The sequence below is a fragment of the Pseudomonas frederiksbergensis genome, from assembly GCF_003732665.1.
GTDB classification, from domain to species: Bacteria; Pseudomonadota; Gammaproteobacteria; order Pseudomonadales; family Pseudomonadaceae; genus Aquipseudomonas; species Aquipseudomonas frederiksbergensis_G.
In genome coordinates, this window is the sequence record NZ_MOBP01000012.1 from 454,763 (window position 1) to 475,104 (window position 20,342).

At 54.4% G+C, this 20,342-nt stretch carries 16 protein-coding genes and 3 pseudogenes; 6 read left to right on the plus strand and 13 right to left on the minus strand.

Annotation, left to right across the window (positions count from 1 at the left end; all coding sequences use genetic code 11):
* Nucleotides 1–204 precede the first annotated feature (204 nt).
* Nucleotides 205–1,170: an integrase gene (locus tag BK665_RS19255; RefSeq protein WP_259699629.1), complete on the plus strand. Its 966-nt coding sequence runs from the start codon at nt 205–207 to the stop codon at nt 1,168–1,170.
* Nucleotides 1,171–2,867: 1,697 nt separating this feature from the next.
* Here the strand turns inward: BK665_RS19255 and BK665_RS19265 are convergent.
* The 6 genes from BK665_RS19265 to BK665_RS19290 all read right to left on the minus strand — a co-directional run bounded on the left by BK665_RS19265 (nt 2,868) and on the right by BK665_RS19290 (nt 10,557).
* Nucleotides 2,868–4,034, minus strand: coding sequence for a nucleotidyltransferase domain-containing protein (locus BK665_RS19265; protein ID WP_123408208.1), 1,167 nt, complete (start codon nt 4,032–4,034; stop codon nt 2,868–2,870).
* A gap of 51 nt (nt 4,035–4,085) precedes the next feature.
* Entirely contained in the window at nt 4,086–5,681 is a 1,596-nt protein-coding gene (locus BK665_RS19270) for an SAVED domain-containing protein (RefSeq protein ID WP_185076566.1), read from the minus strand.
* Nucleotides 5,682–5,967: 286 nt separating this feature from the next.
* Nucleotides 5,968–6,468, minus strand: a complete 501-nt coding sequence (locus tag BK665_RS19275; protein WP_123408212.1) for a Mov34/MPN/PAD-1 family protein — start codon at nt 6,466–6,468, stop codon at nt 5,968–5,970.
* Nucleotides 6,469–6,478: 10 nt separating this feature from the next.
* Entirely contained in the window at nt 6,479–8,215 is a 1,737-nt protein-coding gene (locus BK665_RS19280; protein ID WP_123408214.1) for a HesA/MoeB/ThiF family protein, read from the minus strand.
* A complete protein-coding gene (locus BK665_RS19285) occupies nt 8,208–9,422 on the minus strand; it encodes a nucleotidyltransferase domain-containing protein (RefSeq protein ID WP_221179262.1) in 1,215 nt (404 codons plus the stop codon). The genes BK665_RS19280 and BK665_RS19285 overlap by 8 nt, the downstream gene beginning before the upstream one ends.
* 13 nt (nt 9,423–9,435) lie before the next feature.
* Entirely contained in the window at nt 9,436–10,557 is a 1,122-nt protein-coding gene (locus BK665_RS19290; protein ID WP_123408218.1) for an SAVED domain-containing protein, read from the minus strand.
* Between the two features lie 198 nt (nt 10,558–10,755).
* Between BK665_RS19290 and BK665_RS19295 the strand changes: the two genes are divergently transcribed.
* Nucleotides 10,756–11,376, plus strand: a complete 621-nt coding sequence (locus tag BK665_RS19295) for a 3'-5' exonuclease (RefSeq protein ID WP_123408220.1) — start codon at nt 10,756–10,758, stop codon at nt 11,374–11,376.
* Nucleotides 11,377–11,551: 175 nt separating this feature from the next.
* Here BK665_RS19295 and BK665_RS19300 read toward each other — a convergent pair whose 3' ends face one another.
* Complete coding sequence (locus BK665_RS19300) at nt 11,552–12,622, minus strand: DNA-binding protein (RefSeq protein WP_123408222.1); 1,071 nt, start codon at nt 12,620–12,622, stop codon at nt 11,552–11,554.
* Between the two features lie 196 nt (nt 12,623–12,818).
* On the opposite strand from BK665_RS19300, the gene BK665_RS19305 reads away from it, so the two are divergent.
* A complete protein-coding gene (locus BK665_RS19305; RefSeq protein WP_123408224.1) occupies nt 12,819–13,775 on the plus strand; it encodes a tyrosine-type recombinase/integrase in 957 nt (318 codons plus the stop codon).
* Between the two features lie 355 nt (nt 13,776–14,130).
* Here the strand turns inward: BK665_RS19305 and BK665_RS19310 are convergent.
* A pseudogene (locus BK665_RS19310) lies at nt 14,131–15,109 on the minus strand (5'-nucleotidase).
* 193 nt (nt 15,110–15,302) lie between these two features.
* Between BK665_RS19310 and BK665_RS19315 the strand changes: the two are divergent.
* On the plus strand, nt 15,303–15,764 hold the full coding sequence (locus BK665_RS19315) for a hypothetical protein (protein WP_123408226.1): 462 nt from the start codon (nt 15,303–15,305) through the stop codon (nt 15,762–15,764).
* Nucleotides 15,765–15,782: 18 nt separating this feature from the next.
* Entirely contained in the window at nt 15,783–16,205 is a 423-nt protein-coding gene (locus BK665_RS19320; RefSeq protein WP_123408228.1) for a hypothetical protein, read from the plus strand.
* 45 nt (nt 16,206–16,250) lie between these two features.
* On the opposite strand, the gene BK665_RS19325 is transcribed toward BK665_RS19320, so the two are convergent.
* Entirely contained in the window at nt 16,251–16,466 is a 216-nt protein-coding gene (locus BK665_RS19325) for a hypothetical protein (protein ID WP_148053237.1), read from the minus strand.
* A gap of 248 nt (nt 16,467–16,714) precedes the next feature.
* Here BK665_RS19325 and BK665_RS19330 point away from each other — a divergent pair, with 248 nt between their 5' ends.
* Entirely contained in the window at nt 16,715–16,906 is a 192-nt protein-coding gene (locus tag BK665_RS19330; protein ID WP_123408232.1) for an MbcA/ParS/Xre antitoxin family protein, read from the plus strand.
* A 272-nt stretch (nt 16,907–17,178) separates the two neighbouring features.
* Here the strand turns inward: BK665_RS19330 and BK665_RS35195 are convergent.
* From BK665_RS35195 to BK665_RS19350, 4 genes and pseudogenes are all read right to left on the minus strand, one after another.
* Nucleotides 17,179–17,670: pseudogene (locus BK665_RS35195) on the minus strand (AAA family ATPase); the annotation flags it as partial.
* A gap of 3 nt (nt 17,671–17,673) precedes the next feature.
* Nucleotides 17,674–18,270 (minus strand): LysE family translocator, encoded by a 597-nt coding sequence (locus tag BK665_RS19340; protein WP_123408235.1) that lies wholly within the window; start codon nt 18,268–18,270, stop codon nt 17,674–17,676.
* A 110-nt stretch (nt 18,271–18,380) separates the two neighbouring features.
* On the minus strand, nt 18,381–19,217 hold the full coding sequence (locus BK665_RS19345) for an AraC family transcriptional regulator (RefSeq protein WP_123408237.1): 837 nt from the start codon (nt 19,215–19,217) through the stop codon (nt 18,381–18,383).
* Nucleotides 19,218–19,399: 182 nt separating this feature from the next.
* Nucleotides 19,400–19,625, minus strand: a pseudogene (locus BK665_RS19350) (carbonic anhydrase); the annotation flags it as partial.
* Nucleotides 19,626–20,342: the final 717 nt, after the last annotated feature.

The window sequence follows — 20,342 nt, forward strand, 5'->3', positions numbered from 1 at the left end:
TGGCCGCACCGCAATCTCTCTGCTACATGTATAGATACCAGCCTAATAGTTTAGCTTGCCGGTTTCCTCATGACGCGGCCGTTTATCCCATTCCCGATCTTTCCGCCGTACGACCATTGGCGACCTAACCGAGTAAAACGGTTCCCAGCCAACGATCATGTCTCAGCGCGCCTAAGCGAAGTCAATGATGCGTGCTTTCCGTTCATGAGCACCTGGTACGCCGACCGGTTCATTAATTGGATTGCTCATAATTGGAATCCCCAGTCGCCACGTCTGCAGTACTACAAATGGATCAGCGGTTTGGAAAAGATGCTCAATTGGAGCTTCGCCAACAAACTGTGCTTGCTCGATTGGACGCCCGCCGACTTCAAAAATTATGCGGACTTCATTCAAACCCCGGACAGTGACTGGGCCAGTTCTAGCAGCCAGCCCCGATTCCTTATAAGCCCGGGTATGGACTACCGGGATTGCCCTATAAATCCGCATTGGAAATTATTCAAAGAGGCCCGTGCTGCCGACTTAAGCGGAACAATTGACAAGAATGTCTGGAAACGCGAGATCAGGTGCGTCACCCAATTTATGGAGTTTTACCTCAAGGACGTGTCTGCCTCCCGGCCAAACGTCGCTGCTATCAAATTGGACTCGCTGGCTTTCAAGCAGCCGCAGTTAAGAGGCGTAATTTCGGACGTCGTGATGAAATGGATTCTTGCGACCCTCCCAAGCCTTCTTGGCACTCATAAATCTCATGTGATTGGAATGTATCTCACCATTGCCAGGTACACAGCCAGACCGATGTGGCAAGTGTTGGGTACTGCCTCAAGCCCCGGGCGTGTCGATCAGTTCATGCGCAATTCGCACGGTATATGGCTGGAAAGCCCTCCAAAGAATGGCGCCGCAGTCCCGTTGCCTCCGGCTTTTGCCCGGGCTTTCGATCGATACCTGATTTACCTGAATATTGATTCAAGTCAGCCATTGCCTGCGTCAAGCCTCTTTCCCTGGGAAAATTCGCTCGGCGCATATCACATCAAAGGACTCTGGCGCATCATCTGCCTAATCAGGGAGAGCCTTGCGGATGCGGCGGCTGCCTCAGATAACCCAGATATTGCCCAGGCAACGGGTGATATTCGGCGTCTGACAACCGCCTTGGTTTCGAACCGACAAGCTACTTAGGGCTAGGCTGGTTTCTCGAGGCTGAGTCAGCCTATGTTTAGGCATTGCAGCCGTTTTGGGCGTGGCTCTACGAGCTCGGCTGTCGTGAATCAAGCCGCCCCCGAAGCGGTCGTCTCGAACCTGCGGGCTCCCATCCTCACGCCTGCGCGCTCCGCTTGCATGAGCACGCCTGAGAGCTCTGGATGGAGTTCACGACAGTGCCAACTTTGGACACGAGCCCCCTGCCCCTGCTCTGCTACTACACCAGCCCCTGACGCGCACTCTCCACGCTCAGCAAGTCGAATGACTCAGACCCAAACCAACTTGCAGTAGCCTCCTGCAGTTTAAGATACGGAACCTTTACCTCTCGGGGTGCCAAGAGTGTGGCGGCGTGATCGGTTGGCTGATTGACTGCCCACAGTCGTCACCGCGGCTAAAGTCAGAATTTGGAGCTACCTAAGCATCCTCAGCTTCAGTGGTCTATCGCCCGGCGCTTGCAGATAGGTAAACCTGAGCAGGACTTGTAGTCTCCGAATTGACCGGTTCGCGGCAGGACAACACCATGCTTGCACACCGGGCAACGATCCTCCTTGATGTACTCACCCTTGATGTCGGTCACCGCGACTACACCATCATGTACAAGCTCGGTGAGGAACGGTGAATTTCTCGCCATGACGGTGAACATGGCCACTTAGCGGCGAGCACAAGTGAGTGCCACATAGACAGACGATGCTCCTCTCCGTGCAGATAGGTGTCACCTTCTGGCATGACCAGACTAAATACTGGGTCGTCGCCTTTCAGGCTCAGGAAGCCACGAACCACCATGCCGGGTAGGATCACGTAATCAGCCTGGTCACCCTTTGAGATGTGAGTCGTTTTGAACCTGATGTCGATCCGATCGCCGTAGCGCTGCCTCAAGCCCGTGGGAACATATTGCTCGTCGGTTTTGTAGCGTCCTAGCACAAAGACAGTAATTAGCCTTTCCTTAGCCGGAGGAATTTGACTGTTCGATAAACCCAGGTTGGCATTGAATGCCCTCCTCGCGTTGATGTCGACCCACCGACGTTCGAGTTAGGCCCAGATCTCCTGGTACGCACGCTTAATATCAAGACGGCTTAATGAAGCTTTCGCCTTGTGAGCCCGTAAATGAAGCCGACACGCCGCAAATCTTCGGCCGCATCCGCAAACGCACGGAACCTTATTTGCCCTCCGTCGCTTCATGGACAAAAGTCTCATGAGTGCGCGCAGGGTATGCTCATCAGCAACGCCAAAGATCTGGATATAGTCGTCTATCAGTCCGAGCTGTCCGTGTACGAGCTCCCCAAAAGGAAAACTTGCAACCCCCTTCTCACGCAGAGAATGGGCATAGAGAAACGGGACGAGGCACTGTTCAACAAACCCGATTAACGTTGGCTCCGAGCCCAGCACCAGCTTAATCCTGAGAAGTGACCCCAAACACAGCGAGCCGTCTGGGTTGACGTGATAGTTCCCAGATTGAGGAATTCGGCCGGCAGTTTCGTAAACTGATGGTATTCCTCTGTTGAGTGGCTCGGTGATATCTATGCGAATTCGGTACTCATCCTCCAGGGACGGCAGGCCCTCAGACATCGCCGAAAACCGGAATCGTCCTGCTAGCGAAACTACGCCTAACCTATTGGGTCGATGCCGCAACATAGGGTAGGCGTCGAGGAATTTCTCAATCTCACGGTCAACTGCCTTCAACCCCAGCTGCTCCAAGGGCTTGGAGGTTGCGAGACGATGATCGTTGGGCCAGACGCTATCGCCGCAGGGATACTCGCATGGAGTTGACCCGAGGGAATCGTCACCTCGAACACGTCCTTGATGTGATCAACAAGCGCATGGGCGTTTAGCTGTTTGATTTGGTCGAAGTCTCTTAAAGCTTGCTTAACCCAACGATGGAAATTTTCTTTAAGCCGAAGGTTCTTGCCATCCGCCGTAAACCAGCGGTCGGCAAAGTTTTCCACCGGATTAACCGGATTCGGCACGGTATTGGAGTCCAAATCAACAAAGGCTTTCATAGCCAGTAGGCATGTCCTCAATGCCTCGGCAACCGTCTCGCAGGGTTGATACGCCTCGGCTGCAAGTGTCGTGATAATGATCGAAATTGGCTTTGAGTCAGGATTGTCCTGATACATGACATCGCGATGCCGCTTGAGGAGCTGGACAGCGCGCTGCAAACGGCTTTTACGCTCGTGGAATGGGACATCATCGACCTGAGCCGCTTCAGTTGCGATCCTCAGCTCAAGATCCGTAGACTTCGACTCGAACCACTTTACGTATCCGTCTGGGTTACTCAGCAGCCAGTCTTGCGAGATCACTTCATAGATCGGACTACGATCATCGGTGATGTAAACGGCAAGCTCGGCCACATCCTCTGCGAGCACCTGCTGGAAGCCGTAGCTTTCCATTGCCATGCTGAGAGCTTGCATCTTTGCCTTGTCTACCGGCACCCCGGGCACTACATCCATGTGGAAGCTCATTCCATCTTGGTAGTAGAGCCTCCAACAGCGATGCTTTTCCTCCAGACTTTCTTGTATCTTCCGCGCTTCTCTGTACCCATCGAGCTCGATACCGACCATTTTCTTAAGATCTGCCTGGCTGTGCGTCCCCCGATAGACTCCGGCCCGCAATTTGCACGAGAGATCCAGATCATAGCTCTCGCCTGCCAGCAGCGGCTTGATCGCAGTGCCGAGGGCAAATGATCCTTGCACAAAGATGTGAGGGTCATTCGCGGATAACGTAGATTCAGTACGCCCGAACCATGCCCCCAGCGATTCATACCGGCTCTTGGCCTTTTCGTAGGCCCCTGGAGGGAGATCAAGCGCTTGGGCTACTGCCATCAAACTTTGTTCTTCGTTGTCCATGTTGAGTCTCCTTCAGCAAAGGGCGTGTGTTTCCTGAGGCGCCGCCGGGCGTTAGCAAGCGTCCAGGACAAGTACGTTATTCGGTGGCTCATGGGGGCCGATGATCCTGTGACGGTCAAGGCTGAATGCCAAAAAGGGAGGCTTTTGACGGGCCATTTGATACATATGGATGGGAGGATGCAGTCTTGACTGCAGCTTCATGCCAAACGCGAATACTGCTGCAGCTGACGCTATGGCGCAGATTGAGACTTCAGATGCTTTAAGGTCGTCGACGACATACGCCCACGCCTCTTGGCAAGCCGCGCGATAACGCTCCATTGCTTGGGCCGGGGCTACGACGTCGACGCCCTGCACAGAAGGAGTGATGCGAATACGCGGCATCGAGAGTAGCTCTTCATTCAGAGCGGCATCCGTCACTTCAGCAGTAATTTCCAACGTGATCAGCACTTTGGCCCCCACCGCAATTTTTTCTGCCGGCTTAGACCAAGTGAATGTCACAAGAGGATTGAGCTCTTGTGGGCGCACCCAGGTTCCGGCAGAGCGGCGAAAACTGAACAGCTCGATCTTGCGAGCCTCGCTGATCAACCAGCCTCCTAACAACATTGCTGGCATGTTACCTAGTGGAAAAATTGCCAGCTGCTCTGCCTGGGTACCAAACGCTCCGTGCCCACGAACTGTTTCGTATATGAGTCGAATCTGGGTTTGAAATGTTCTGATGAAGGCTGCCCAATAGCCCGGGTCGTCTACGTCGTTACCACCTTGTGAGTCGCGCAATAAATACTCAGCCACTCGCTCACCAGCCGGCATGAGCTGGCCTTCGAACAAGGCTTTACGGGCGTCATGCTGAGAGAAACCGGTAGCACGTCCTGCGATGTCGCCTATGAAAGCCAGCGCGTGGACAATAGGATAAGAGAGCGTCTTGGCCTGATTGGCCCGCCAGCTGATCCTGGTGGCGACCATTGCGTCTAGGCGCTCGCGCGGATAGCTATCAGGTTCAACTTTATCAATCAGGCGATGGTGCACATCGCAGCACAGCATGATGTTTGCGGGTGCTATGGCTAGCGAGATCGAGAGCTTATCGTCCCCTCTGGGCCCTTTCGGTTTGGCCGCGACGATGTGCGCAAGATAGCCGTAGTATCCATAATGGTCTCGACTGTCTTTGAAAAGTTCCTTGTCACAGCCTTCAAATTCGCAAATGCCCCCAGACCTCGCATACACCCAATTCACCACGGGTTCTGGCAAATTAGGTCGCTTTACGTCAACAAGTAGTGATTCTCGGGTTCTCACGAACTTCCTGAGGGCTGTTTTCGTCGCTCTGACGGGCGAAGATTCAAGAGCCCCCTGCGCAAAAGCAGTGACGTCCATGGAAACGATGGGCTGAACAGCACTTTCCAAGAGCTCCAGATGGGCCAGGACGGATGCCCGAGGCGCAGAGATCCACGCGAACAAGAGCTCCTTTGAGAGCGCGCCTAGGTCTCCTGTGATCGCCTCGATCGGCTCGTTCGAATCAGCTTCGACCAGGATAACTGCAAACCTCCAACCATCAGGGTCATACGCCATGATGACGCGACGGCCTGCTGATTGCTGCCAAACCTCCAAGGTGGACTTGAGATCTTGGTCATACAGCGCATCCATCACTACTGCCATCGCCCACCCCATGCATAACTGCGCGAATCTAGAAATCTATCGCAGAAAAATGAATCCCTCTATCGCGCCAATTGACCCGAAGGCCCGAGTAAGTAGGCGTGAGCAATTATACTCTAGTAGATCATATTGAATTTCTCAAACTAAAAAACACCACATGTAGTGGTATATTCATAATAGAAGCAAAAATATATATTGTTATAACCTAATCAGTATCCATATGGTTAGACTGCGTACGTGAGCGGGAAGGAAAGCTTGAGAAAAAAGACGGCTGCCCCACCCATGGGCTTCACTCCGATAGCTTTATCACGCCCACATCCTGAGCCTCTGGTTCAGCCCGCCACAACGTGACTCCATCATGCACCCAGACGCCCAGGCCCGGCGGGAAGGCATCAGTGCCCACAATGGCGAACACCAGACCCTCGAAATCATTTTTGCCGGCTTGAGCGTGTTCTCTGGCCATTTTGATATCGTCATTTGAGGGTGTAGGGCGTGGCTCAGGATGGCTGTGCCAGAAACCCAGACAATGAAAACCTTCGGCGTACATCTCCAGGCGTTCTCGTTTCACTGCTCCCATATCCAGCCTGACTCCTGAGTACCCTGCCCACTGCGGGGTGAGACGAGTCATTCGATCAATGCGGATAGGTTCGGCAGAAAGATCCGCGCAATACAGCTGACCTACGGCCTCCTGAGAGTGCCGACCTCGCTGCGCGCACGCCGCAAGTGCATCAATGACGTCTGGAGAAAACTGCATGCTCCAGGCCGCCCCCTTGATCCGGAACCTCAACATACGTTGCACATTACTCACCTAAGACGTCTTCAAAGCTGCGACTGATCTGGATCGAATCAAAGGTATTAGTACTATTGGGTGCAAGCGGGCCAACCTTGACCCGCACGCCGAGCGAGTCGAAGAAGGCCTTCGATCTGACCCAGCTCCAGATGGTCGACGGCATTGCTGGGTTGTCGAGGGTGGCCAACACGCGCTCAGCGATAAACCCGGCAGACTGCCACGCATCTGCTGCACCATAGGGGTGAAAACCTGCGCCGCAGGCGGGGAGCTGGATGCGCGTCTCGGAAGTCCATTGGCCAACGTTGACCTTGGCTGTAGGATCGTTCACCGGCCATTCCCGATCATGCCCAATGAAGACAGCATGAGCCGCGCTGCAAAACGGCTCCATCCAGCCGTGTACAACTGAGCATCCACCCAGCGAGAGTGTGCGGAAGCGTGTGAGCATGCTGCGTACTGCGGCCTCCCCCGTGCAATCGAGCACCAAATCATAGTCTCCGGGCTTGCACCTCGCCGACACGTAGACTGCTGCGGTCGCGGCCAAGCCGGTGACAGCCAGGCCGGGTATCGATAAACGCAATCGCCTGGCCAGCGCCTCAGCTTTACCCTCGCCAATGTCGTCAGCGCCCAGTACGTGCCTTGAGCAATTTGGGGCTTCCAGCACCTCCATGTCGACCAGATGCAACTCGCCTACGCCGGCGCGAGCGAGCAGCTCCGCTACCGGTGCACCTAACGATCCACACCCCAGAACCAACACGCGGCGTTGTCGACGTTGATGAAGGGTGGGCAACTGCTGGTCACGGGCCAACGCCCAATCCGGATCGACCCGCTGAAGGGTAATGGGAGTGATCTGGGGTGCGGTCAGGCCTGGTACGACTGGCGCTGAAATCTGGTACCCATAACACACATTCCGTTGCACCAGGACAACGAGCAAGGATGATCGCCGCTTGCCCGCTTTGTCCTGGATCCACTCGGGTACGGTTTGGGGATTGCCGGTGATGCCACCGACAAGATCGCTGAGCGCATCAAATGTCTGGGGCCAGTCAGTCGGGCCCCACGGGGTATTTTCGGGCAGTGGAGCGAACAGTGCGTCGCCGCGAACGAGGTTACCTGAAGCCCAACGATACTGATGAGCCAGGGTATTTGGGTCATCCTTGCCCAGGGTGGCTACCAGCATCCGGCAACGCGGTTTGCGATTGCTCTCCTTGAAATAACTGGCCACCCGACCTTCTGTGACTTCATCAATTGCCGTGTAATGGACGCGGGCTTCCACCGGGCTTAAGCGCCCCTGCTTCCTCTGATACAACCGACAGAACCGAAGCCAGTACGACAGGCTTTCCTTTTGAAACTCTTCACTGATCCACGATGGATTCTCGGTGTTTTCCCAGAACGCCTGCAGCCGCTCAAGGACGCACTGAACAATCTGGGTCGGGTCTGCGTAATCCCCTGCTTCGGGCTCCACCCCATGGCAAAATCGTCCACTTTCCTCGACATGCGGCCAGTTGAGACACAGCTCTGGGGCGAAGTGGATCTGAGGGGCAGACGCAGGAAAATCACGAAGCAGTGACAGCGTCACTCTCTGCGTCCCCATCACCGGATGAGGCAGATGCATGTGCCAGGCCGCGAGATGGCGGCCTCGATCGGGATGTTGAACGCGTGCCACCATGGCAGAGCCAGGCCCGTCAAACCACTCCTGGACAGCTCCAGCTGCCTGCTCGAAGGGAGTGGGCTGAATGACGTTGTCAGGCAAGGGTATTGCTCGACCCAGTGGAGCGAGGGGCCGCAGGGTGCGTGCCTGCAAGGCCAGGTGCTGTTGCCCGAAGACCTGCCAGGATGCCGCTCCCGTGACTGGATTTCCACGCCGTCACTCCAAGCTCGCCGAATACGGCATGAACGCGGTTTTCGGAGCGCTTGCTGTACTCCTCGGAGAACAGGGCCTCCAGATCGCGTTCTAGCACCGCATGCCACGTCTGAAACTCCTGGTCGCGTACTCCACCATCGGTGTTCCATTTCTCTGCGAAGTTTTCGCCGTGGACTCCAATCATTGCCGGATTTTCAACTCGGATTTCGCGGCCGCGCTGGATAAAAGCGGGCATGCGAGTGACCAATTCCAGCGCCACTTCGATGGCCGAGCACCCGACATACTGGCCAGACAAGGCCATTTCGTCATAAGCCTTGGCGGCCAAGGTGACCAGAATCACGGAGATAGGCTTTGCCACGCGCCGAGCATCGGACTGTTTCTTGTAGTAGCTGTCACGGTGAAGCTTCATCAACTGCACCATGCGCCGAAGCACATCATCGATACCGATCGGCTGATCGGGAATCGGGTCAACCTTCGCGGAGTCCATCGCTGCCTTGTTCAGGCTACGTCTGAAGATAAAGCGCTTGTCCGCGATCGTGCAAAACCAGTCTGCAAACTCCTCAGGGTTTGACGGGCTCCAGCCCTGCTCTTCGTCACGCACACGCAAATTTGCGCCGGTGATGTGCTGGGAAAGCGGGATGGCGGGTGTGACGTCAAAGTAGAAGGGCTCGTTCGGATAGGGCAAACGCCAGCAGCGATTTTTGGCTTCAGGTTTACCAGCCCCTTCAAGGCCCTCAAGCGCCTCGCCGAACGCCTCAAAAAACGGCCCAGAATCACGCAGCCGTTCAAAGCGTGGGCCGCTGAGCTTGACCACTACATCCAGGTCGAACTTTTCGCGACCATCCCCTGCGATCGTGGTTTGGGTGCGCATGGAGCCCTGCACAACGACATGCACATCATCATCGTCAACACCCAGTTTTTGAGCGATGTGATGGGCAAACTGCGCGTACCGCCGACAGGCTTTGGCGTGATTTTCGGGAGAAAGCTCAAGCTTCTTCAGCATGGAGACGATGAAAATCTCCCACTGCATTTCCTCGTTTCGAGACACCAACGATTTGGCGATTCTGGCTGAGCGTGGTTGTACCTGAATGTTCATGGGCTCTTCCCTTTTAATCGGCGATAGCTTCTGGGGTTGGGGTCGGAAGGTAAGCAGCAGCATCATGCTGGCGAGCGGGCATTTGCACACTCCACTCATAGGGCGGAATCTGACCCCGGTTCCATTGATAGCAACGCAGTGTTGGCATGTTGCGTCCGTCGTAGGCCATACCAAACCTGATCGTAAGACTTGCGGGCGCTGCCAGCACCAGGTGGACAAGGTCAACACCGTCGTTGACCAGTACGCCTAGCATCTGCAGGAACTGGTTTGTCAGCTGGATCTGAGTGTCCTCAGACCAAATCGAATTCACAGACAGCTCTTGGCGCTCCATATGCACCACAGGCACTCCAGGGAAGGTCATCTCAATGCCAGGCATGTCGACCCGATAGGACGCTGAAATCGCGAGCACCACCGCTTTGTTTTCCCGCGCGTTCTGCGCCCCGCTGACCACAAATCGAGTTCCGTCGTCCGGTTCAGCCAATGGCATCCAACGCTTGCTGGCACGCTCCCAATCCATGAGTAGAACATGGCCTTCATCGTCCAGGAGCGCACCGGCGTAGAACAACAGAGGTACAGGCATGATGCCGCCAGCAACGACTTGCACATGGGCCCGGGCGGTGTCCCCGCGCACCTGGCGAAGGTTGCGCTGCATGTGGCTGATCTCCAGGAGAGCGCTGGTGACATTGGGGGTGGGGCCTGTTAGCAACTGACGGACGTCAACGAGGGCATCGACCTTTCGCCCTGACAAGCTCTTGGGAATCGTTTCGATCAGAGGATGATCGGAGGTGTCAATAAGGCCTCGTAGCTCAACAACGATCACCCGCTTGGTATCGGCTTCTTGGCTTTCCTTGCAGTAGGCATGAACCGTTAACCCGATCCCGATGGCGACACCGGCCAGCATGGCCCAGGCAATGACGGTCTGCACCACGTCTTCTGCACCGCCGCTGGTGCTGAATTTGAAGGCATCCACGGCCCCGAGGATTCCGCTCGCCTCCACCGATATATTGCCTGATACGATGGCCACCAAGACGGGACAGCACGCTACTACGATGGCCACGCCTACGTTGCGCTTGCGAAAGATCCATACCACCCAACGGTTAGCCAGGTTGACGAGCCACTTGATGACTGGGGCCATACTGCCCCTCCTTGAATTTTCCTTGGGACACCAAAGATTACTACATGTAGACACTCTAGCAAGAAATATCACTACATATAGAGTTTTCTGGGGGTGGATCGCATTTTTTCTAGACAGTGGCTGCGTGTTTCTATTAATGCCGAACGGTGACCAAGGTGCGGCTCGTGTACGCTATTCACATTTTAATGGGGCCCAACCATGGATATCCAGCGCAAGACCCAGCACCTGCAGGCAGTGAAAGACGCCCTTTCACCTGTGCGGTTTTTGCTTTGCGTGGACTTGGAGGCGACGTGCGATGAACTGCCTGAGGGCGCGGATTCGTGGGCAAAGCTGCTGGTCGAGCCTGACCAGATGGAGACAATCGAGGTAGGACTGGTCGTGCTCGACCTACACACCCTGGAGGTGGTTGATGAGTTTCAGCGCTTTGTACGCCCCACGATCAATCCTATCCTGACAACTTTCTGCACGACGCTCACTTCCATTGAGCAGCATGAGGTTGATGCGGCCGGCACCTATGCGCAGGTGAGTCAGGATCTGGCGGCATTCACAAGCCGATACCCCTCAGCCGCCTGGGCTTCATGGGGTGAATATGACGCAAAACAGCTCGCAAGGGATGCAGTGTTCGGTAAGTGCCCAGCAATGCTCGATGGCCTGACGCACCACAATGCGAAAAGGTGGCATTGGAAGATACTCGACTGTCGCGCGATGGGGCTAAAGCCGGCTGTTGAGTCAATGGGGCTGACGTGGCAAGGCACCTACCATCGAGGCATTGATGATGCCCGCAACCTTGCGCAGGTCATCAAGGCGTTGCTCGGCTGACTGACTCTCGCCTGACCGTGGGCCCATCCTCACAAAGCAACGGCCGTAAAGTTTGGAAATAGACGCGTCGACCAGCACGGTCACTCAGCATTTCACTGAGGCGCTGGTGCGCCCATTTCAAATCGGATGAAGAGATATCGGGCGTACCGAGTTTCGAAATCACCTGAGCCATGCTTCATTTCCTCGATGGTTTTGAAAGTTTTGCGCGCGCGGTAGGTGGCTTGTCGCCGGGCGCCTCATGGCCCCCTGCAACCTCGTCCAGCCCAGAGTTCTCACCCTGGCCTTGGTGCAATTGATCGTTCTCTACCTGGACGCTTGCCAACAAGGCTAAGGCCTCTTGCTCTCGAAGATTGGCCTCGATGGCTGACCGTTGGAGCTCCTTGGATTCCTCGCGAAGCACCGAGACTTGCTCGCGGAGCTGTTCTGCCACTGCCATAGACTTGGCTTCGCTCAGCCTCAATCCCTGAACTTCTGCGCTGAGCGATCCGATTTGCGCCTCTTGACCATGAAGGGTCTTGGCCTGCTGCCTGGCGTCGCCGAGTAGCCGCTCATTGTCCCTGTTCAGCCGGGTCAGATCGTCCTGTTTCAGGGCCAAGGTCTCACGCAACTTGCGCTGTTCGACCTGCATCTCGTGCAGCTGGGACTCGTGCCGCCGCTGATCCTGCTCACGCTGCTCCTTCACCGACTCACGGTAGTGCTCCAGGGCGCCACGGGCATGTACATGCTTTTCTTCCAGGGACTGGATTTGCTTGTCCTTCTCGGCAGCAAGCGAGTCAAGGTCGGCGCAGCGTTGGCTCAAGCCAGCATTGCGCGTCAGCTCTGCCTGAAGCGAAGACTGCGTGGTCTGAAGTTCGGCGCTTTGTGCCTTGATGGCTGCCTTCTGCGTGGTCACCTCGCGAGACGCAGCGGCCAGTTCGGTTTGAAGCTCGACAATCTGCCGCTGCAGGTCTGATCGCTCTAGATCAAAGGCTGAGGTGGCTTTGGCAATCGCTTCTTCGCCCTCCTCCATCAGCCGATCCAGCAGACTTTCCATCATTGCCGTCAGCTCTTCTCCCATACGCTCGCGAGAAGCTGCAGGACGTGGAGCAAATGACTCAAGCTCCTTCAGGTACCGCGAGATGGTCGTTCTTGAGCCGGTATTACCCAAGGCGACGCGTACCGCGTCGATGCTGGGATGCATGCCCTTGGCGAGCAGCGCCTGCCGTGCATTTTGCACCACTGCTTTGTTGATTCCGCCACGGGCCATGTGAACTCCTACGATTTCGTACTGTATTACGCGTCATGAAAGTACATGACATGAAACAAAGAATTTACAGTGTTTGAGTTCCATTTGCTAGAAGACCATAATGGTGTCTTATGTCTTCTTGATCCGCCTTGGTGCCCGAAAAACCGCCCAATGGCGCGTGCAATCAGAAACACTCTAAATTTGAAGGCAAAATGCAATGGAAAAGGCAGACCGGTACCTCAGCGCCGGCACCCGGGAGAACACCCGAAAAAGCTACCGGGCGGCGATCGAGCATTTTGAGGTGACTTGGGGCGGTTACCTTCCAACGAACGGCGCGGGCGTCGTTCGCTACCTGGCTGAATACGCCGACAAGCTCTCCATCAATACGCTTAAGCAGCGACTGGCCGCTATTGCGCAATGGCACATCACTCAGGGTTTTCCTGATCCGACAAAGACGCCTGACGTTCGCCAGATGATCAAAGGTATTAGGGTTGTGCACCCTGCACAGGTTAAACAGGCCGCCCCACTGCTACTGAAGCATCTGGAGCAAGCAGTCACATGGCTTGAAGGGGAAGCTGCAGTCGCCATTGAGCAAGGAGACTACAAATCGCTGGTGCGTCACCGTCGCTCGGTGGCGATGATCTTGATTGGGTTTTGGCGTGGCTTTCGAGGCGACGAGTTGGCCAGGCTGACGGTGGCGAACACTCAAGCCATAAGTGGTGAGGGCATTACCTTTTTCCTGCCCTATACCAAGGGTGACCGCCAACATGAAGGATCTACGTTCCAGACGCCGGCGCTCATCATGCTGTGCCCCGTCGAGGCCTACATCAACTGGATAACAGTTGCCGGGATCGCGAAAGGCCCGGTGTTCCAGCGGATTGATCGCTGGGGCAATCTTTCAGGAAAAGCCATGCAACCGCATAGCTTGATCCCCGTCCTGCGCCGCATTTTCAAAGAGGCAGGATTGCCAGCGGAGTTGTATAGCAGCCACTCGATGCGGCGAGGCTTTGCAACCTGGGCCTCAGCCAACGGGTGGGATATCAAGAGCTTGATGAGCTATGTGGGCTGGAAGGACATGAAATCCGCGTTGCGCTACGTCGATTCCAGCGTGTCGTTCGGTGGGCTTTCGGTGTCATCAGCGAGGAAGGCCACTGTCAACCGACGGCTAGGATGATCATCCTATTCAACTGCGTTTCGCCACAAGTTTGATCCCCCTACCCGCTCCCAAGGCATTTCTCACGATCTTGAAGTGGTCGATCCCGACACCAATTTTTCTGCTCGCCTCCGGATGCATTGCTATTAGCAGGTGCATTTTTTTGACTGCGAGCTTGTTGGTGACCACGCCTTTTGGTGCGTTTTGCAGATAGTCTTTAAGTCGATCCAGCAGCTCTTTTTTGGATTTTTACTCAAACGGCCCCAACCAGAACATTCAGAAGTCTCCCTACCTCATCGGTTAATCCGAGTCGCGATCGCAAGACGCTGGGTGTCGCCTCGTCGGAGAAGCCGCAAATAAACATCAGGTCGTAGTCCTACACCACTACCTGATCAGCCTCAGTCGCTATCACATCCTCAGTTGTAGCATTGTTGGTAATGCCGAAAGGAATGTGCACGGACGGAGCAACCGCACTGGTCGATTTTAGATGCCCGGATTGGTCATCGAAGAAAATGTGCGGTTTCAACACGGCCAGAATTTTGCCTTTCTCGATACCCCCCCAGAAAGAAAGCGTCGTTGGCCATGACGCCCCAACTCTTGAGGGTATTCATCGCACGCTCATGAGACGGAGCATTCCGCGCCGTGACGATCGAAACGCGAATACGGTTTTCGTACTTCGGGTTTTGCTTTTTGTGCTTCTCCTCGACCGATTGGATCTTGGAAATCCGCACCATGAACTCCTTCAACGGCCCAGGGTTATGCGGCTCCATGACGTTTTTCACTTCATGGGCATGAAACACTGAAAAGCCAGAGGCCTGCATGATTGTTTCAGATTCGTCGCCGGCGAGTACGCCGTCAAAGTCGAATGCGATGCGCAGGGTTTTATCAGCTTCGTCGTCTTCGAATTTTGAGTCGAGCACCTGCCCAGCCGGATAACCCGCCTTAATAGCAGCCTCCACGTCTTTTTTGTCACCAGACAAAAACAGAGCGATATTCAGTGCCGGTATGTACTCGTAAGGGGATTTTCCTTGCATGAAAATCGCCCTTGTCATCCCAAGCCCGTAGTGCTCGATTGTCTTCAGTACGCGCAGCCCGGTGTCAGGATCATTTCGCGAAAGAAGAATGACCTCTACTAGCGGATCCTCAGGATCAACGCTCAAGTCATTCACCGACAGCAAACGCTTGATGAAGGGGAACGCAATCCCCTTAGGAAGCGGGACGTGGAGGTTTTCTTGCTGAAATTTGCGGTACTCCTCCTCTCCCTGGCCCTGAAACACGGCATCCGACGCCACCAAGTCGAAAACGGCGCTGGAAGCCACGCCTATTACCAAACGATTTTCTAGGTCATAGGGCATTCTTATCACTCACCTAAATTACGTTTACCAGGGCTAAGTCAATCTGCACATTTAAGCAGACTCTTGTTAGCGCGCAGAATTTAAGTAGCTGTTTTTATATATAAAACTTGATACTTGTCAAGCGAAAGCTTCTTGCAAAATAAAAATCTATCATGCTAGCTTGTTCATACAACAATAAAAAAGGTGTTATGCAATGGAGTCTTATTCCATCCACGTTGAACATTCAGAAAACACAAAAACCGCTTTCGTGATATTTAATGACTTAGGTGAAGTTTCGCAGTCAGTGCGCGAGTGCAGATTCCAAACTGTCGGCTGGATATTATCTGTGTTCGACAAAATGCGAGCGCTCGTTGATGAGTGGGACGAAATTGTCCGTGAAAGCAATGTTTCCGATGCGTTGACAAATCTTGCGTCGCTGGACTGGGAAACCGCCTGTGCTCTTGTTCGAGCTGAAACTTGGCGGGAGCGTTTCAACCTTATCTGGCCGCTATTGAGCTATCAAGACCAAGCACTTGCACTCGGGTATGACTATGACGACGAGGAAAATAAAAATTATTGGCCTGGCTTTGACTCGTTCAACATGATGTTTCACGATTTGATGCGGAAATGTCCATTCCGGAATCGTAGGAAAGTATGTACCGAAGCGAACTGCTAATAAAATGAGGATCTGATCATGCCTACCTTCTCCATCGATGTGCGTCTATTACAAACTAATGCTGGGCTCGTGTTAGAAACAGAGCACACCACAGAAAAAAAAGAGTCAATCACACGGTCGATTTTTCAATGCATTGGCTTGCTGTACCATATGGTTGACGCAGTTACCCATCGCCAGCCAAACTATTCCCACGTCGCAATTGAGTTTTTTAATTCTCGATTGTTCGGATCAGGAGGCAAACTTGATATAGGAGATGTGTTGCTCTCTGCGGACAGCTGGGAAGAAAGAATGTACTGTGCTTGGATTGTCGTTGACAAAAAATCTAGGGCGAAAGCTTTGAAACTAGACTATGGGGAGTTTCAAAACTATTGGCCGACACTTGATTTTTGCGAGAAGGATTGGGAGCGTCAGGTCGAAGAATGGATGAACAGTCCTGATTAACTGGATCGGCATCTAAAAAAATGCCCATGCAGCCAGGACGAAACCTCAAGACTTCCGATTGCGCTTGAATGCGACCAGTGCCTCAAGCGCCTGGTCAAGGCTCATGCCCTCCTTCTCCTTTTGGAAGAGAAAATCCGCAACGAAGGTCGCAGGATCACCCGCTGTAAAATCCGGATAGCCTGCAGCGGCTGATTTGCGCGCACTTTCGATCACCGATTGCAGCCCTTCGCGCTCTGCCAAGGTTTTTCCTGAATTTTTCAATTGGTGGTTCCTAGAACAAAGTGTTCCGATGCTCGCCTGAGCTACAGAATAACCCGGGCAGGAATGAATTCAGCAGTCGCGTTCGAAAGCTGCAATCCTTGGATCGACGCGCCGTTCTGCTCATGACGTTACGTACGAAGCCCAGCTAACGCATGCATCAACCGCGGGTATACTCCTGCTGTCGCACAGAAAAGCGCTAAAACTGAGTGCCTCCAGCCATCATCAAAGGGTCTCAAGTGAGTCAGAAAATGAAGTATATCGAACTGGTTCAGCGCCAGGCCGAGCAAGTCTTTGGCAACAAAGCGAAAGCGGATGTTTGGCTGATCCAACCGAAAATAGCCTTTAGTGGTAGCACACCGATGGAGCTCGTTTTAACTGAAGCGGGGTACGAACTCGTAAAGGCGGAACTTGAGAGAATCAGCCACGGGTTCGCCTGTTAGCAGGAGTCCTATCCTCCAAACCCTACAATCAGTGCGATTGGTATTGACCTTAAGACCACCGACAGCGAAGCACTTCTCCGGTACGTTGAAGAGCGCGTACAGAAGTCAGACCATGTCAATGAGGACTTTTCGATCATGATGCGCTAATTAAATTACGCGTCGCCTTGGTAAACGGATACTTAACGTCACGCACGCACGCACGCACGTAGCGGCAGACATTTATCTGGAAGCCAAGTTTGGTTAGGAATTCCATGCTTGGAATGAAAAGGTTTCTAGGCGGGCAACGCCCGAGCAGGTTGCTCACTACTCTGCTCACGTTGGGCGACTAGCGAGGCACCGCTCGATGAGCTGAAGCTCCTCACCGAGCTCCACAGCGCGCTTTTCAAGGGCTTTCAATACCGCCTGATGCTCCTTCTGCTCCTTCTGCTCCTTCTGCTCCTTCTGCACCTCTTCCGGCGCCCTAGCGAGCCCCGCCAGCCTCCTCCTGCTCCACTCGATTTTTCATTCACCTATGCAAGGTACTTCTCCCCAGACTCCTTTTGCCTTCTCGTGAAGAGCTGGCATTCCAGTAAGCGGATGGCATCGCAGATTCTCAAGACTTCACTGCTGGTCTTCGAGTGCACGAAGTTCAGGCTACCCTCATCGAAGGCGTGATGCTCCTGGTTTTGCCCACCCCAGTTCACCAGATCATTCTTGATGAAATTGAAGTGCGACAGGTCGTAGTCAATGAACGGCTCAACCAGCGTGAAGGTGTGCTCGAGGCTGCCCTACACCAATACCGTCAACCAGGCCGATACCAGTAGCAGGAATGCCAGGGCCTGGTTCATACGCTTGAATGTCCGTGGTGAGCTAAAGGCTCGCGCACTGGCCACGCCGAGCCATGCCCACAAGGTCATGCACGGCAACGAGACCAACAGAAACACAAGCGACAGCAGCAGGACCCGAAGGCTTTTGTCGCCAGCACCGGCAAACACGCTGACCACCGCCACTGCCATCATCCACACCTTGGGGTTGATCAGCTGCAAGAGGGCAGCTCCCAACACATTTATGCCCTCTTCTTGCGGCGCGGCGCGGTCCAAGCACGGCGGCGCGCTGCGAAAGATCTGCCAGGCGAGCCAACTCAACCAGAGCACTCCGGCCCAAGCCATCACCTCCTGCACACGCGGAAATCGCAGCAGTGTCTCGCCCACACCCAGCCCGACGCCAAGCACTATCAGAGCTGACGCAACGCAAGCGCTAAAAATGACCGGCAATGTGGCGCCCATCCCCCGGCGCGAACTGTGGCTCAGCACCAGAATATTGGTCGGGCCCGGTGTGATCGAGGCAACGAATGCAAATAACAGAAAAGGCAGCATTGATTCCATGGCTCAACCTCCCTGACTGCAGCACATTGAAGGGAAAGAGAACAACAGCGAAAAAGACATGGCGGTACTCCTTTATCAGACAGGAGCCCATGATTGCGAGAAAATACGTTTCAGTCTGGAAGGATTGAGCAGCGCTTGCGGTAATCCGCAGGCGTGAGCCAGTACGCACGGCGGAACCAGCGCCCCAGGTGGCTTTGATCGGCAAAACCCAAGGCACAGGCCACCTGCGCCGGCGTTTCGCCCCGCGCCAGCAGCTGTCGCGCCTTGGCCAGGCGTAACTGGATTAGATACCCGTGGGGCGCCAGCCCAAAAGCCGCCTTGAAAGCCCGCGTCAGGCGAAAGCGATCAACGCCACAGACCCGGGCCAGATCATCCAATCCAATGTCCTCATAGACATGGGCATGCAGGAAGTCACGCGCAACCTGGGCCACCAATGGCAGCCGCGGGTCGAAGACCGCTTGCTTGCGCCAATTCAGGTGGTTCGTGAGCGAACCCAGCAAGCCGTCAATGGCACTCTGCCGTACGATGCGCAACTCACCCTCATGCAACGCATGAAAGGCCCGATAAATGGAGGTGGCCAAACCAAGATCCTGGCTCAGGGTGTCGGCAAAGCCCGGCTGACTATTATCCGGCGCATCCTCGAACAACGCGTGCATCTCCCTATCCATCCACTGCGGATCTAGGTACAGCATGGAATAGGTAAACCCATCCTCGGTCGGCGCATGCCCATCGTGGATTTCCCCCGGCTCAAGCATGAACACTTTGCCCGGCGTACTGAAGTGGCGAACACGCCGGCAATCGAACTGCTGCACGCCTTGCTCGGTGACGCCAACCAGGAAACTGTCGTGCCAGTGGGGGGCGTAGGCATGGCCTTTGAAATGGGCACGGATCGACTCAATTCCGGTGTCGGTATCCTGGGAAAGCTTGATCCAGTTGTGGTTGTCCACGTTGGGCTCCAGGAATTGTGGTGTTTTTTGGGGGGATGGATGATTAAATTACCGCTGTTTGGAGAGCAGTGTTTAAAAGATTTGTGCAGGTTGATTAAGGGCTGGAGTGAAGTTGGGTTGTTCGGGGGGACCGTCGTAGCCGATTCGGAGCTGCAGAAAATGGCCAGAAACTGCCGGTGGTCGTTGAGGTCAGTGTGCAACACCACGCTGCTCGTTGCGGCGGACGAACAGACCGCCCGGCAGAATGCCAACAATCTCGTTCGCAGGCACGCGGGTGTCGGATCAGCCGAAGCACAGTAGTTCCGGTGTTTGCTGACGGGCCAGTTTGGCGAAGGAGTCAGGATCCTCTTTGGTAATCGCGTCGCCCCGGCGCTGGTTGTTATCAATCAGAACTTGAAATTCATTCATGCAATGAAACCTCGAGAATGATGTGCTGCTTTGACAGACAATCATCCGGCGAGGTCGCAGATTGCCGCTAATGCATTGTCACCGGCGCTCCATGACGGGGGGGGGATGCGTTTCAGCCGTGGTGCCAAGGGAGCAAGATCTTGGAAGCTGACAAAAGGTTACCCAAATGTCAGACGCGTTCGAAGATCGCGGCGATTCCTTGTCCACCACCAATGCACACAGTTATACCATTTGCCTGCACATGCCAAAGCTCAACCATAACATCAGTATGCTGCCCCCCCCCGCGATTGCCGAATAGCGCGGACAGCGGCGCGTCTAACAAACTTGATAAGCGGGCGCTATAATTTATTTTATTTTAGAAGGCGATTTATCTAAAACTTCTCAGTCGCCTGTTTAATTTAGGTGTCAGCGCCAGCGTTATTATCGTTATAGTCAAGCTTTATAGGGAGGGGTAAGCTGGGGTTCGCCACATATAGTAAAATACCACCGTGGAAAAAAAGCCGAACGCTACCCCCATAAATATTGATATCTTGGAACCCATTACGCAGCCGACAGCAATGCCCATGATAATAGACAGCAGCAAAAACAACGTATCGCTAATCCTAAAGTTAGGGCGAATAATCAATCTCGTAATACTAAGCAAAACGACCTCCTGCATCGGTTACAACCTGATAAAGGTTCTCACATGTGTGTGTTGTTCAAGACAACCCAAGGTTC

What these genes read in the sequence shown, in the direction of transcription:
- BK665_RS19255 (WP_259699629.1), top strand. Translation starts at nt 205, where the DNA reads ATGAGCACCTGGTACGCCGACCGGTTCATTAATTGGATTGCTCATAAT.
- BK665_RS19265 (WP_123408208.1), bottom strand. Translation starts at nt 4,034, where the DNA reads ATGGACAACGAAGAACAAAGTTTGATGGCAGTAGCCCAAGCGCTTGAT.
- BK665_RS19270 (WP_185076566.1), bottom strand. Translation starts at nt 5,681, where the DNA reads ATGGCAGTAGTGATGGATGCGCTGTATGACCAAGATCTCAAGTCCACC.
- BK665_RS19275 (WP_123408212.1), bottom strand. Translation starts at nt 6,468, where the DNA reads ATGTTGAGGTTCCGGATCAAGGGGGCGGCCTGGAGCATGCAGTTTTCT.
- BK665_RS19285 (WP_221179262.1), bottom strand. Translation starts at nt 9,422, where the DNA reads ATGAACATTCAGGTACAACCACGCTCAGCCAGAATCGCCAAATCGTTG.
- BK665_RS19290 (WP_123408218.1), bottom strand. Translation starts at nt 10,557, where the DNA reads ATGGCCCCAGTCATCAAGTGGCTCGTCAACCTGGCTAACCGTTGGGTG.
- BK665_RS19295 (WP_123408220.1), top strand. Translation starts at nt 10,756, where the DNA reads ATGGATATCCAGCGCAAGACCCAGCACCTGCAGGCAGTGAAAGACGCC.
- BK665_RS19300 (WP_123408222.1), bottom strand. Translation starts at nt 12,622, where the DNA reads ATGGCCCGTGGCGGAATCAACAAAGCAGTGGTGCAAAATGCACGGCAG.
- BK665_RS19305 (WP_123408224.1), top strand. Translation starts at nt 12,819, where the DNA reads ATGGAAAAGGCAGACCGGTACCTCAGCGCCGGCACCCGGGAGAACACC.
- BK665_RS19315 (WP_123408226.1), top strand. Translation starts at nt 15,303, where the DNA reads ATGGAGTCTTATTCCATCCACGTTGAACATTCAGAAAACACAAAAACC.
- BK665_RS19320 (WP_123408228.1), top strand. Translation starts at nt 15,783, where the DNA reads ATGCCTACCTTCTCCATCGATGTGCGTCTATTACAAACTAATGCTGGG.
- BK665_RS19330 (WP_123408232.1), top strand. Translation starts at nt 16,715, where the DNA reads ATGAAGTATATCGAACTGGTTCAGCGCCAGGCCGAGCAAGTCTTTGGC.
- BK665_RS19340 (WP_123408235.1), bottom strand. Translation starts at nt 18,270, where the DNA reads ATGGAATCAATGCTGCCTTTTCTGTTATTTGCATTCGTTGCCTCGATC.